8 protein-coding genes are annotated in these 14781 nt (G+C 33.9%); all 8 read left to right on the plus strand.

Going from position 1 to position 14781, the window contains the following annotated elements; translation table 11 throughout:
• The first annotated feature begins 2 nt into the window (after positions 1-2).
• The 8 genes from CES88_RS09160 to CES88_RS09195 all read left to right on the plus strand — a co-directional run bounded on the left by CES88_RS09160 (position 3) and on the right by CES88_RS09195 (position 14780).
• Positions 3-1586, plus strand: a complete 1584-nt coding sequence (locus CES88_RS09160; RefSeq protein ID WP_290733607.1) for a hypothetical protein — start codon at positions 3-5, stop codon at positions 1584-1586.
• Positions 1587-1635: 49 nt separating this feature from the next.
• Positions 1636-5613 carry a translocation/assembly module TamB domain-containing protein gene (locus CES88_RS09165; RefSeq protein WP_290733609.1) on the plus strand — a complete coding sequence of 1326 codons (3978 nt, stop codon included), beginning with the start codon at positions 1636-1638 and terminating at the stop codon, positions 5611-5613.
• A complete protein-coding gene (locus CES88_RS09170) occupies positions 5601-8474 on the plus strand; it encodes an outer membrane protein assembly factor (RefSeq protein WP_290733611.1) in 2874 nt (957 codons plus the stop codon). Before CES88_RS09165 ends, CES88_RS09170 begins: the two co-directional genes overlap by 13 nt.
• 160 nt (positions 8475-8634) lie before the next feature.
• Positions 8635-9075, plus strand: a complete 441-nt coding sequence (rplM, locus tag CES88_RS09175) for a 50S ribosomal protein L13 (protein WP_290733613.1) — start codon at positions 8635-8637, stop codon at positions 9073-9075.
• Positions 9076-9090: 15 nt separating this feature from the next.
• Positions 9091-9495 (plus strand): 30S ribosomal protein S9, encoded by a 405-nt coding sequence (rpsI, locus tag CES88_RS09180; RefSeq protein WP_290733614.1) that lies wholly within the window; start codon positions 9091-9093, stop codon positions 9493-9495.
• Positions 9496-9554: 59 nt separating this feature from the next.
• Positions 9555-12146, plus strand: coding sequence for a hypothetical protein (locus CES88_RS09185; protein ID WP_290733616.1), 2592 nt, complete (start codon positions 9555-9557; stop codon positions 12144-12146).
• A gap of 103 nt (positions 12147-12249) precedes the next feature.
• The gene (locus CES88_RS09190; RefSeq protein ID WP_290733619.1) at positions 12250-12990 is read left to right on the plus strand and encodes a hypothetical protein; all 741 of its coding nucleotides are present in this window, start codon (positions 12250-12252) and stop codon (positions 12988-12990) included.
• Complete coding sequence (locus tag CES88_RS09195) at positions 12990-14780, plus strand: matrixin family metalloprotease (protein ID WP_290733621.1); 1791 nt, start codon at positions 12990-12992, stop codon at positions 14778-14780. The genes CES88_RS09190 and CES88_RS09195 overlap by 1 nt, the downstream gene beginning before the upstream one ends.
• Position 14781: the final 1 nt, after the last annotated feature.

Raw genomic sequence — 14781 nt, forward strand, 5'->3', positions numbered from 1 at the left:
TTATGAATGACTTAGCAGAAAATTTAGAGAGATTAGTTTTAGAGAATAAGCTTTCTAAGGCCCATCAAGAAATAAGAAAATTTTTAAAACAAGAGCATGAAATATCCCAAAGACTTTTTGAACTATTCCAAAAAGTTTTTGGGATTTTAAAAGAAGATGATGATTCTCTAATAATTAGTTTTCTCAAGATCTCCCTAGATTCAAAAATCAATATATCAAAATTTCTATTGAAAACTCTCGTAACAATTAATGAAGAAAGCTTTTTCTACCTTTATCCAATCGCAAAAAAGTACTTTATTGAAAATGGAATGCTCTCTGATTTTGAAAAAGTATTTGTTAGATATAAGAAGAATCTATTAAAGAGTAAGTCCTATACTCGGTTGATTGAAGAGCTTGAAGATATTGAAGAGTATGGAATAGACGTTGTTGTTTCTAGAGAGGAAGAAGCCCTTTGTCATTATGGTTTGGTTGATATTGATTACTTTGAAAAAAAATATGAAGGCGTTCTTTTAAGGAAGGAAAAAACTATTCTTAACAATGTCCAAATAGATTTAAATAATTCAATTTGGAGAAAGCAAACTTTTATAATGAAAGAGAGAGTTATTAGAAGCTACGGAAATAGATCACTTGAAAGTAGAAAGGAATTTTTAAAGTCTATATATGAACTTATTTTAGGAGAGAGCGAAGTAGAGAGTTGTTTCGTCTTGCTGTTTGAGTACTCTATTGAAATGGGGCATAAAGACTTTGCTGATGAGCTTAAAAAAATATTAGTAAGTAACTATGAACATAGTCCTGATCGTTTAGAAAAAGCGGTTAAAGAATTAAGGCCCATATCGAGAGACTCTTTCGAAGAGATAGATTTGGCCGATGATCTTTTTGATGGTGGTGTAGATGCTAAAGATTTAACAATCAGACGTCTTGTGAACCAAATTAATATTCTTAAAGATGAGAGGGATTTGGAAGGTGCGACAAAACTTCTTGAGAAGTTAAAAACTCTAGATAAGGACCATACCTTAATTAAAGAATTAGAAGAAAAAGAACATAAGATTAAAGGTTCAAAGAGCGCCAAGGTTTTAAGAACGATTTCAGAAGTTGAGCAAGATCTTTTAAATGAGCTATCAGTCTACTCAGAAATTGGAAAGAAAGATATTTTAGAAGAAGAGTCATATTTAAAAATGTATACAAAGAAAGTTATAGATATGATGCCGATGAACCACCTGAGAGAGCAGTATCGAGAACTGGTTTACTCGTATAATACGTTAGGGTTTTATGATAATTCATTACTTATTATTGAAAGATTAGTTTTTGAAAGTGCTTTAGATGTTAAAGAGGAAATTGAAATTGAATTTTTGCGTGCGGAAGTTATGCGAATGTCTCAAAATTATTATGGAGCATTAAATAACGTAGAAAAATGCATCGAAGAAAAAGCAATGACAGATAGTGAGAAGATTTCATTTTACTATCTTAAGGGTGAAATATTGCGAGAACTTGGAAGAAAGAAGGATGCGCTAAAGGCATATGCAGTAGTTTATGGGTTTAATAAGAAGTATAGAATGGTTTCGTATAGGTTAAAAGAAATTGAATAGATTAAATAAAATTTTAATTATTTTCTCATTTATAACGGCATTACTCATTATGTCGACGTGGAAATTTGTTCAGTCAGAATATTTTGGAGGAATAATTGCCAATGAAATTAACAAAAGCATAAGCAGTAAGCTTGATCTTGATCTATCTTTTTCAAATATCGAAATAGAAATGTTCCCACCAGCAACCAAGTTAAAAAATGTTACTATTGTAAGCTCTAGAAAAGAGTATGAGTTTGATATCAGGGCGGGGAGCTTGATCCTTACATTTGGCTTAAGTGATTTCTTTGGAAATAAGTTTTCAATAAAAGAAATTAGCCTTGTAGATGCAGATATAGATTTAAGTAATCTAGTCTTAAAGGAAGAGGGCGGAGTAATTAAGGAGCAGGACTACTTTCCTTTTATTAAAGAACTATTTCAAGAAAACCTTCCATTTAGAATTGGAGGTATAAATCTCGAGAGATCAAATATTAGTTCTTCTTACATAGAGGGATTCTTTAAGAAGATGAATGTAACCGTGTACAAGTCTGTAGTAGAGGCAAATATAAGTGGTTATGGAGTAAGTTTAAATGAAAAAATATTAAAAAATAAAAATATTAATAATCTAGATTATCTGTCCATTGAGTTTCATTTAAATGAGAAAAAGCTTCTACTTAAGAAGAGTGAGTTTTGGAAGCAATCTCAAAATATTGTGTTAGAAGGAGCTTTGCTTTTTAATAAAGAACTTTCATTTAAGGGGGCAGGTTACTTTAGGGGAATGCTAGAGAACTTAAACTTTTTAGAACAATATGGTTTTTATAGAGAGATATCGCCAAAGGGTGTGGTTGAAATAAAAACAAATATTGAAAGTAATCTTTCCAATAAGTTTAAGCTAGATGGTTCGTTACGATTAGTAAATCTAAAGTCTAAGTACGCCAATCTCGAAAACTTGTTTAGTAAGTTTAAAATAGATGATACTGAAATATTCTTAGAGGAGGCGGTCGCCGAAGATCGTGGTGGTAAAATAACCTTGAAAAACCCTACTAAGGTTTATGATCTTAAAGAGTCTGAATTTATTGGAGAGGATGTTGCGTTTACCTTTGATAATTTTCATACAAATTCATTACTTTACTTTTTAAAAGATACTCTCGGAATTCTAAAGGGACGGTTGAATGGTGAAGTAATCGGTAAATGGGAAAATGAAAAGCTGAAGTTTAATATAGGTGAAGGCAGTAGTCTTGAGAAATTCACTTTGGAGTCTTCTTCAAAAACACCAATCCTAAAAAATGAAAAAGTTAGTATCAATGGAGTTTCTGTAAATGTTGATCTAGAAGGTCTTGTTGATATGAACTTTGATATTTCGACAGGAAGCTCATCGAGAATTATTGGAACAGGAAGAGTAAATAGAGACAAAGTAGACTTTAAGGTTGAAAAGTCAAAAGTCGACTTTGAAGAAATAGGCCCAATTTCAGGTCTTCCTCTCTATGGTGTAGGTGATTTTGAAATGATTATTAAAGGAGCGGGTTCAGATGTAAACTTTGACTTTGGTCTTGATATGTCAAAAGTAAAAATCTTAGACTTTAATATTACAAAGTTAAAAGGACACCTTGGGTTAGATCTAAAAGAATTAGTTTTAAGTGTAAAAGGGGTGACCGGAGAATTTAAGAGTACCTCTTATTCTTCAAGTGGATTTATTGATTTTGAAAAAAATAAAATAAACCTCGGTATTGATATAAAGAAAACGGAATTAGAAGATGCCATTCATATCTTAGAGCCAGTCACGAAAGATTTAAATTTTCTTAAGTCAAAATACCTATCTCTAGGATTCAAGTCTCGTGTAAAGCTTTCCGGAGGGCTTTCGAGTGATGAGCTTAGAATTTATGGAATTGTTGATGGGCGCGATCTTAATATATTTAAAGAGAAATCAGAGTCTCTCTTGTTTAATTTTGACTACGTGGACAATGTTCTTTCTTTTAACGAGGTGAAGTTGCGGCAATCTTCATCTGAGTTAATGGGACAATTTAAAATAAATACTAAAAGTAATTACTTTGAATATGATGCTAAGCTTGTAACTGGACAGCTTGAGGATTTTGAGGCCTATCGAGTCTTAAATCTAGGGTATTCAAGTGAGGTTAGTGGGGAGTTCTATGGAAAGGGAACTATAAATGACTTTTCAACAAGGTCTCATTTGAAATTTACGAATAGCTTTCTCGGAAATATTCAAGTACCAGAGTCTCTTGTTACAATTTATAACAACTCCAAAGAAGTCTTCTCTAGTGGGAATTTCTTGGGAGATCGATCATCTTATAATTTATATCTAAATTTTGATAAAAATAACCCTCAAAAATCTTATGTGAACGCATTTATGAATTTTGAGAACATAAAGGAATTGGTTGGTGTTGTCTCAAACCACAATATGGATAACGAGGTAATTGCGGGATCAATAAAAGGAAGTTTAAAAAGTAGTTTCTCTGTATATCAACTAGAGAATTTGTCAATAGATGTAACTCTTGAAGATTTGATTTTTAAAAAAGAGGATGAAGTTCTTAGAATAAATGGTGATGAAGCAAGATTTTCTTTAAAGAATGGTAGCGTCGAAAAAGTTAATTTTAATGTTGTAAGTAATAAAGGTAATTTCTTCAAATTTTTCGGGAAAGGAAATTTATCCGATGGTATAAATATAAAGCAAGAGTTTAAATTAGACTCATCTTTCTTAGAGCTACTTTCTGCAAAAATATCAAAGTCTAGCGGTGCAATTTTTGGAGAGGGAAGTCTTTCTGGAAGTATAGATGACCTTGTCTTTGAGCACTCCTTTGGGGGAGAAGATATTTTTCTTAATATTCTTGGGGTACTTAGCTCCTTCTCAAACGTTTCCTTTGATCTTGTTTTTGAGCAGAATAGTCTCATGATTAACAAGGTGAATGGACTATTTGGAAAAGGAGATGTTGAAGCAAGAGGGTTTATTAAATTCTTACTTCCATATCCTGAAATTGATCTTAACCTATCTTTTTCTAACAGCTATATCCCACTTTTTAAAAAAAGTGGTGTTCTTGCGTCTGGGTTGGCAAAAATCGAGGGGCGTGAATTTCCTTATCTATTAAACGGAGGTATTACGATTTTAAATGGAACAATTAATGATGAACTTCAGGACCTTGCACCTTCGGGAGTTTCAACAGGAAATGTTACAACAAAGTATGTTCCTGAGAATAAATTTGATAATAAGTTTGATCTCTTTGATTTAGATCTCTCTGTTAATTTTGATAAGCCAATTGTAGTTAGAAACCTATTAACAGATCTGAGGCTGCTTGGTAATGGTCGAGTAAGAGGGAAACTCTATAAACCTACTGTTAATGGTGTTGTCGAAGTTGTTCCAGGATTAAGCAAATTATTGTTTAAGGGAAATGAATTTATCTTAAAAGAGGGTACGATTGTTTTTACTGAGGATAAGGGGCTTGTTCCCGAATTGAACTTTACAAGTAGTAGCGTTGTTAATCAGTATACTGTTAACTTAGATGTTTACGGCTTGGCGAATAATCCACAGTTGAATATTTCTTCAGATCCATTTTTAAATCAAGAGGATATTTTTAGTCTTTTAACTTTAGGATTTACGTCGGAGGTTTCAGATCAACTTGAAGAGAAAGAAAGAAGATCTGCAACAACTCTTGGAATTGGTACTCTTTTATTTGATCAATTATTAAAGAATCAAGGGCTGAGTTCTAATCTCGGATTGAAGTTGAGTGTTTTACCTGAATTTGAGGAAAATGAATCATCTTTGTTGAAGGGGAAATCAGGAGTTTCTGATAATAGGTCTGGAAGATATAAGAGTGCTACCAAAATTAAACTCGAGAAGAAATTGAGTCGTAATGTTGATTTATCACTTGCTAGTACCGTTGGTGGAAGTGCAGAGCAAAAGCAAGAGATGAATGTAAATTATAATATTTTAAAGAATGTTTCACTTGAGGGGGTTTATGAAATAAACTCTACAAATGAAGAACAATCAAAAGAACCAAAGTCGTTTGGTGTGGATGTGAAAATACAATGGACCTATTAAGAAGAGTAACTCTTATTCTCGCATTCTTGATTTTATCGAGTGTTTATGCACAAGAGATAAAGGACTTTTCTTTAGATTGTAAAGGGACGATAGCGAAGTGTTCAGACGTTTCAAAAGACTTAAAAAGTAAAATTTCAGAAGGTTTTAATTTTGCCGGAGTAAAAGATTATTTAGGTCTGGTCTTATATGATAACTCTATTTCCAAATTAGGCTATGCGCTTAATGAAAATAAAATAAATCTCAATATTTCTTTCTATAAAAAAATTGAATCATTTCGTATTCAGCATTCTACAGATATTGATACTTCTGCAATTGAAAGGCTTGTTGGTTTAACTGAAGGATCATTTTATAAGAAAGATGTATTAGAGAAAGCAAAAGAGCAGGTTCTTAATTACTTCGTTGAAAGAGGGTACACAAACTCAAAAATTAAGATAGAGACAAAAGAGAAGGGATTTAGAGTATCGATACTCTTTAATGTAACAACAGGTTCTTTTACTAAAGTGAAAGATATTGAAGTTGTTTCAAGTAGTCCAAAAGGGGCAATAGAGTTAATTTCAAGAAGGTTTAATAAGTTTCAGAATAAAGTTTGGAATAAAATTGATTTGAAGTTTGAAGCGGAGAGACTATCTGCTGATTTGTTTAATCAAGGATACTTTTCAAGTTCTGTGGCGATTCTTGAGCCTTCGATTGAGAAGAAAGGAACTGAAAGTTTTGTGAAACTAAGAGTTAAAGTTGACTTAGGAGACAAGAATAGTTTCAGTTTTCATGGGAACAATATATTCACACACCAAGATATTCTTTTAGAGCTTAAGGAGAATATAAAGTCTAATCTAGGGACTTTTAAAGAGGAGGACCTTCGCTTACTTGTTGTGAAAATGTATGAAAACATTGGAGTCTTTAATTCAGATGTTTCTGTTTATAGAAATCTTGGAACGGATAAGGACGGACAATCTTTTATTAATTACTTTTTTAACATACGAGAAGGGGGAAAAATAATTACTAATACTCTCTCATTTGTCGGTAATTTTGACTTTTCTATTGAAGAGATTAGGACACATTATTTCGATAACGCTAGTGTCTTAGCGAGTAGAGGTTTTTTAGATTTAAACTATGTAAATAATTTCTCATCTCTCTTAAGAGAAAAGTATTTAAGAGCTGGTTATGTTCAAGTTGATATTTCTAAACCGAGAGTTTCTTATAATGACTTAAGGTCTAGAGTCGATATTGAGTATCGAATTAAAGAAAGGCAAAAAGCGATTCTGGCAAGTATCAATTTTTCGGGAGTCCCTTTAAGCTATAGAGACGAAATAAGAAGTATTTTGAAAAATAAGAAAAATTCCCCTGTTAATGTGTTAGAGCTTGATAGTGATATTGATACTTCCGTACAGTTTTTAAAGTCAAAAGGGTACTTCTTTGCAGTGGCCAATAAGTTGAAGCCTGATGAAGTATTGACCTATGATGCTACTTATAGCTCCGCGATTTTCAATATTGATATTAATATTGGAGATAAAGTAACTTATAATAATGCAGTAATTTCAGGATACTCTAAAACTAAGAGAATTGTTATTGAAAGAGAGATAGAGTTCGCCGAGGGAGAGATTCTAACACCAGGAAAGGTTCAGGATTTAAAGAATAGACTCACCTCATTGGGGCTATTCTCTAATATTGAAATTAAACCACTATTTGATAAAGAAACAAAGAATTACAATTTGTTAATTCAAGTACAAGAAAAAGATTTTGGAACAGCATTCTTTGCTCCTGGGTATAGAACAGATATAGGATATAAATTTTCTGTTGGGACAAATTATAATAATATTAATGGAATGAATAGGGTTGCTTCCTTGAGGGCCCAGGTAAACCGAAGAGATAGTTATCGTGCCTTCGATAATAGAAGAAGAACTGAAAAAAAAGATATGCTTGAATTTTACTTTAGGGGTAATTTGACAGAGCCATATTTCCTACCTGATATCTTTGGCAAAAAATTAGAAGCAGATATGGGATTTTCAATCGAAAGGAAGAGATATTATGAATTCGATGCAGATAGGTTGAGGATTTCTCCTACGTTATCTAAGAAGTTCAATGATTTCTTTTCAGCTTCTTTAAAATATCAGTGGGAAAGAATAAATCAATATGACGCCACAAGTGCTATCAATAATGATGACTTTAATATTGGTGGTATAACTCCAGGGATCTCTCTTGACTTTAGAGACGACCCTATTACTCCAAGGAAGGGAAGCTTCTTTAGTCTTTCAGTAGAGTTTGCTAATAGGTTCTTTGGTTCAATGGATAATGATACGATTAAGGTAAATTACTATAAGCTCGTTTCTCGTAATAGGTTCTATTACCCAATGGGAAATTTTGTTTTTGCATTAAGTGCGAGTTGGGGTGTTCAGAAAAACTTCGCCAATAAATTGAAAGTAGATAGCGCCGGTAACCCAGTTCTGGATGCAGATGGAAATACGCAAACAGAGGGCTATATACCGTCAATCAAGGTCTTTAGATTAAATGGTGTAGATATTGTAAGAGGTTTTGCGGAGGACGAGATTAACATCCTTCTAAATGATAGTGATATTGGTGACACGGTTATTAGAAATAAGGCCTATTTTGCAAACCTTAAGTTTGAAGCTAGATACTCGGTAACAGATACGTTTGTAATGGGGCCATTTTTCGATGCTGGACGAGTCTATGTTGATCAATTACAGCCACTTAAGCTTAGAACGGCTGCAGGGTTAACTTTAAAGTATATAACCCCAGTGGGATCCTTGGATTTTGACTATGGCGTTAAATTAAAGCGTTTTAGGAGAAGTGCTCAAGGTAGAGAAAGTTTTGGTCGATTTCACCTCTCAATTGGATTCTTTTAGTAAATTGTATCATCTGGGTTTTATTTCCATAAAAAAGGAAGAGTTTTATTTTAGTTCTTGACTAGTGGCCCAATAATCCAGTATAAGGTTGAACACTCGTGTTTTGAGTAATTAAAAATTAACATATTGCAGTAAAATATTTTTACTTGGAAGGTAGTTTATGTACACGCAGAAGTCTTTTGTATTGAAGCCAGCTGACGCAGACAAAAAGTGGCATCTTGTAGATGCTCAAGATAAAGTTGTTGGAAGACTTGCGACTGAAATAGCAAATATCCTGAGAGGGAAAAACAGTCCTAAGTATACTCCTCACACTGATTCGGGTGACTTTGTAGTCGTGATCAACGCTGAGAAAGTTAAGTTTACAGGTGCAAAATGGGATAAGAAAGTTTATCACTGGCACACTAACCACATTGGTGGATTAAAGTCTAGAACTGCTAAAGAGCAATTAGAGAGAAAGCCTGAGCAGATTCTTATGAATGCTGTTAAAGGAATGCTACCTAAGAATTCTTTAGGAAGAAAACAACTAACTAAGCTTAAGTTATTCGCAGGTGAGGCACACTCTCACGAAGCGCAACAACCTGTAGCTTTAGAAATTAAATAATTGAGAGGAATTGCAATGGCTACTAAAGGTAAAACTTACGATGCGCATGCTGTAGGAAGAAGAAAGACCTCTGTTGCTAGAGTCTACGTAAAAGAAGGTTCTGGAAAAATTACAGTAAATAAAAGAGAATTTAAAGAGTACTTTGATAAAGGGACTAACAGATATGTTGTTACTCAACCTTTAAACTTAGTGAAGCTTGCTGATAAATACGACATTAACGTAAATGTTAATGGTGGTGGAACTACTGGTCAGGCTGGAGCTGTTAGACTTGGAATTGCTAGAGCAATTTTAAAAGTTGATCCTGCTCTTAGAGCTGAGCTTAAGGCAGCTGGATTCCTTACAAGAGACTCAAGAAAAGTTGAACGTAAGAAATACGGTCTTAAAGGCGCAAGAGCTAAGTACCAATTCTCTAAGAGATAATAAATGTTATAATTTATATACTAAAGGCCCACTTTGTGGGCCTTTTTTATTTGAGAAAAATGAATCATACTCATATAAGAATAAAAGGGGCAAAGACTCACAATTTAAAGAATATCGATGTGAGTTTCCCCTTAAACTCTATTACCTGTATTGCAGGACCTTCCGGATCGGGAAAGTCTTCTCTTGCTTTTCATACCATTCTTACAGAGTCTAAAAGAAGATTCATGAACTCTTTTCCTAGTGATGTGAAGTTCTTTTGGGATATTCCTCAGTCTGCAGATGTGGATGAAATAACTCCTGTGTTACCAGTTTGGGGATTGGCACAACATAATCCAGTTGTTGGATCTAGACCCGCAGCAATTGATTTAATGAGTGTAGGAGATCTTTTTTCAAAGTTACTTTTTAACATGGGAAGAAATTATTGTTCAACTCACTTAGTTCCACTTGAAGTTAATTTATCTATAGTTGGAATTCTTGCCTTTTTGGAAGAGCAGAACTTGTCTGATAAGGATGTAGTACATTTCTTTTTAGACTCTGAGGATTATTTAAAGATTCATGGAGATGGTTTCTATCCCTCAAGGTCCTTCGGAGAAGGAGTAAATGAGTTTGATGAAGGCGATGAATATTGGGAATTATTTAGATTAAGGGCTTCTAAATTACAATCAATGGAGAAGAAGCTTGCTGATGTTGGCTTAGTTAATGCCTCCGGCCTGGTGCTTATTTATATACCAAATAAAAATTTAAAAAAGCTTTTTAGAATAAGTAAAAATAGGCAATGTCCAAAATGTGGAGAAGTGGAGAAAATAAATATTTCGTCACCATCTGTCTTTTCTCCCTTCACTCCATTAGGAGCCTGTATAGATTGTTCAGGACATGGAAGAAATTTAAAGTATGACAGAGTGAAGATAGTGAAAGATGAAAGACTTTCATTAAAAGAGGGAGCCGTGAATTTCTTAACGTATTCGAGATTCTCTCATTTAGAGCCTCTAATGCTTAAGGAGGCCAAGAAGGCTGGGTTTGATATAACAATTCCTTTTCACAAGTTGTCTCGAAAGGTTTGGAAGTTCTTAGAGGAAGGTGCAGGGCAATTCTGTGGACTGTTTGAGCTTTACGAGTACTTGGAGTCTAAAAGGTATAAGAAGAACGTCAGAATTCTTATTCGATCATTGAAAACTGAAGTCCTTTGCGAATCTTGTGAGGGAACAAGACTAAAGAAAGATGTTTTAAGCTTTAGAGTTCCAGAGGAAAAGAAGTATTCATTAAGAGATATTCTCTTGTTTAATTTTGAAGAGCTTTTTGCATTTATTGGAAGAATCAAGGAGCAAAGAGAGAGAATTGAGAATTGGGAAGAAGTTAAGAAGATAGTTGGCAGTCTTGAAAGAATTTTGAAAGTCGCTATTGATTTAGGACTTGGAAGAGTTCTGTTACAAGAAAAAGTGAAGTCTTTGAGTATTAATAACTACCAAAAAATATTACTTGTAAAATACCTGTCTTTCGTGGGGTCTGGATCTCTTTTCATTTTAGATGAAGCAAGCTTAGGTTTAGATGCTAATGAGGTAAAGGTTTTATGGAAGTATCTTCAAATACTAAAAAAGGAAGGAAACACAATTATTCTTGTAGATCATAATGATTACCTGCAGAAGAATTCTGATGAAGTTATTATCATGGGGCCGGGGGCAGGTCATAATGGTGGTGAAATTACTTATCAAGGAAAGTTTCAAAAAACAAAAAAACTAAAAGTTGAAAGTAGGAAAAAGAGAGAGCTTAAGAAGACGAATATTTCAGGAATAAGTATCGGCCAGTTTGTTCAAAAGGAAATAGAATTTAAAGTTCAGGGAGTTAATCTTGTTAGAGGAAAGAGCACTTCTGGAAAAAAAGATTTATATATTGAAGCTCTTGGAAATATTGTCTCTGAAGTTTTAGGGCTAGATAAAATATCCAATGTAGATGTTGAGTATAGGAGGCCAAAGAATTTATTTAAGTATGAAAAAGTATTAGTTCTAAATTCGAAATTTAATAAATTTAGTTCAAGATCAACAGTAGGGACAATGGTGGGTTTAACTCCTTACATTCGAAAGCATTTTGCAAATTTAGCAGTCTCAAAAAATTTAAACCTAAAAGAAGGTCATTTTTCTTCAAACTCAGATCTTGGAAAATGTTCTACATGCGAAGGGAGAGGTCTTCAAAGCATTGATATGCAATTTTTAGAAGATGTTCAATTTGTTTGTGACGACTGCAAAGGAATGAAGCTTAAACCATTTCTTGCAACAATTTCAGATGGCTTCCATACTATTTATGAAACCCTAAGTAAGCCTATGAATGAAATCTTACCAAATCTAAAATTAACTCCAAAAGGTAAGAGAATATGGGAATATTTGAAGTTATTGAATTTAGACTATCTAAGCCTAGATAGGTCGTTAAGCTCTTTGTCTGGTGGAGAGAAGCAGAGGTTGAAGCTTCTATCCGAGCTTCAAAAAAGTATTGAGAACTCATTAATCATTCTTGAAGATCTTTCTTTTGGGCTTTCTCGCCACGAAATTTATAGAATAGGAGAATTTGTCCAAGATCTAACGAATAATGGGAATACCATTGTCTTAATCGATGAAAACGAGCATTTCTCAGGCTTTGTGGACGAAATTATTCAGGTTTAACGTATTTCTAGTAGGTTGAGGATATTGATACCCGAGTAAAAGTGTAAAGTTTTGTCATTAATACCCGATAATATAGATAGGGTAATAAGTTTAGGACAAAAATATGCACCGAAAAACACTTCTTTTCATCACTTTTATTTTTAGTACTTCGGTACTCTCTTCCACTTTTATTCCAATTTCACTAGATAAACAAATGGAGAATGCGTCAGGTGTTCTAAGGGCGCAATTTAAAGGTGTTGAGTATAAGAAAGTTTCTGAAAACCAAATTATTACTGAAGCTACGTTTAGAATAATTGAAAGCGTGGGGATTAAGCAAAGTGAAATAATTAATAAGAATAATTTTAAAGTTATTTATCCCGGAGGAAAATGGCAGGATTTGGATTATAGAGTTTCTGGTGCGCCTCACTTTAGAGCGAGCGAAGAAACATTATTAATACTTAAGAAGACCTCCTTGGGTTATGCAGTGAAGGGCCTGGGAATGGGGAAGTATGATATCTATAAAAAAGATGATGTTATTTATTATAAATCATCAGTTTTTCCAGATCATGCAAGTCTGGGAAAAATTTCTCAAAAATCTTTTGATAATGCTCTTATTAAAAGGTTTGGGTCTGCCTTGCAGAAAGTTAAATCAGATAAATTTGTGAATATTCCGGTTGAGAATAAAGTTGAAATGGAGGCTAGGGGAGGAAGGTTTCCTGCAAGCCTCGAGAGAGACCCTGGTTCTGAGAGCTTGGATCATCACAGTGAGGAGCAATCGGGGAATCCGATATGGATAGTTGTAATTTTTTCTTTATTGGGAGCAATGTCTGTTTACACAATAAGAAGAACTAAGAGAAGAAAGTAATGAAGAGTGCTTTGATTTTATTGTTCTCTTTTTTCCAGTTTTCTGGTTACGCTTACGTTATAAATAGATCAGAGAGTGGAACAATTATAAAGTGGAGCTCGTCTAAAAACATTAATCTCTTCTTATCTACATCGACTCCAGATCTATCATCAATTGAGGTAAATAGTATTGTAACTGATTCACTCGGTGAGTGGTCAAGTCGAGTGAGTAACCCAATAAATATTTCTGTTAGCAATGATGGAGAAGTCTCTGGAAGAAATGATATTTACTTTCAAAGTGATAATGAATTCTTTAGTGACCCTTCAATCGTTGCTGTTACACAATATATTGTTAATTCTACAACTTCTTTCATTCAGGAAGCAGACATTGTTTTAAATGATTCTGCACATACTTTCTCTTCTAACTCAGCAAGCACAAAATTCTTGGGAAATGTTATTACTCATGAGTTGGGGCACTTGCTTGGAATGGGGCATAGTCAAGTAATCAGTTCGTCTATGTTTTATGAATTAAGAAAGGGACAGGCGACAATAAGTGCAGATGACGATAGTGGTATTCGTTACTTGTACGGATCATCAACTCTTGGAACTATTAGTGGAGTAGTTGCTGGTGGTAGTAATGCGACGTCTGTTTTTGGCGCACACGTATCGGCCTTTAGTTTAAGAGAGGGGAAAATTATTTCTGCTGCGGTGTCTGATTCTGATGGAACATTTACGATAAGCAATCTTCCTCTTGATGATACATACTTTATTTATACAGAGCCTTTAAATAATCTAAGCTCACTTCCAAATTACTATAGTGTGAGTAAGAAAGATTTTTGTGATTCAAATAAGGATTACAAGGGCTCTTTCTTTCAGAGATGCTTTGGAAGTGATAGGGGAAATCCTTACGGAATAAAGGTGAATTCTTCAAATAAGAATATTAATATCGGCACAGTTTCGATTAGGTGTGGGTTAGATGTCCCAGGAGATTACAACAGAGCGAAAGGAAGTTCATATGATATTTCTCTTGTAAGCGAAGATGTAAATAACTACTACATTGGTAGTTCGAGTGTTGGTTTTTTTAATTCTCGACTAGATGGCGGAGTTATTAAATTTGATGATACGGAAGATGAATATAATTTCGATCTATCTCTTTATGATCTTTATTCTTCGTTCCCAGGTAAAAACCTCTTTCTTGAAGTTCAAGTTCACTCACAGCCTTTCTTCTCTCCGTTACGTGTTGTTACAACCCTTGACCATGATGATTACATAACACCATCAGTTTATCCAAACCTTGGAGGCCCAGTCCCGGTTGATAGTGATGGAAATTATGATTTAGACGTTAAATTAAATATTCCTCTATTTGCAGATAGTTCAAAGAATATCTACTCTCTAAAGATTGCTCCAAAGAATATAGATCAACTTTACTCGTCAGGGGTTGTTTCAGATATATTTTCCGCAGGAAGATATAATTATAACGAAGAGAGGCACTTCTACTTTATAACGACTCGTCTCGTTGAAAAAGTTGGGAGTGAATTCTTCGGTGTAAGTGAGAAGAATTACGGTGAAATTACAGATAATAAATCCTGCCTTGATGGAAGTTCGACCTATAAAGTTACTGGAAATATAATTGGAACAGCAACTGAGACTCTGAGAAAATCTACTAAGAAAGATGATTCCTTAGGTCTTGCGTGTGGATCTATTAGTTATATGGACGGTAATCCTCCGGGGAATGGACCAGTTGCGTCACTCTTCTTTGTCATAATGTTTACAATTTTTGCAATAAAATTCAATTCTTCTAAGTTTGTTTAAT

This window comes from Halobacteriovorax sp. JY17, from assembly GCF_002753895.1.
Lineage (GTDB): Bacteria > Bdellovibrionota > Bacteriovoracia > Bacteriovoracales > Bacteriovoracaceae > Halobacteriovorax.

Coding starts and splice junctions, on each gene's coding strand:
- CES88_RS09160 (WP_290733607.1), top strand. CDS start 3: ATGAATGACTTAGCAGAAAATTTAGAGAGATTAGTTTTAGAGAATAAG.
- CES88_RS09165 (WP_290733609.1), top strand. CDS start 1,636: ATGTCGACGTGGAAATTTGTTCAGTCAGAATATTTTGGAGGAATAATT.
- CES88_RS09170 (WP_290733611.1), top strand. CDS start 5,601: ATGGACCTATTAAGAAGAGTAACTCTTATTCTCGCATTCTTGATTTTA.
- rplM (WP_290733613.1), top strand. CDS start 8,635: ATGTACACGCAGAAGTCTTTTGTATTGAAGCCAGCTGACGCAGACAAA.
- rpsI (WP_290733614.1), top strand. CDS start 9,091: ATGGCTACTAAAGGTAAAACTTACGATGCGCATGCTGTAGGAAGAAGA.
- CES88_RS09185 (WP_290733616.1), top strand. CDS start 9,555: ATGAATCATACTCATATAAGAATAAAAGGGGCAAAGACTCACAATTTA.
- CES88_RS09190 (WP_290733619.1), top strand. CDS start 12,250: ATGCACCGAAAAACACTTCTTTTCATCACTTTTATTTTTAGTACTTCG.
- CES88_RS09195 (WP_290733621.1), top strand. CDS start 12,990: ATGAAGAGTGCTTTGATTTTATTGTTCTCTTTTTTCCAGTTTTCTGGT.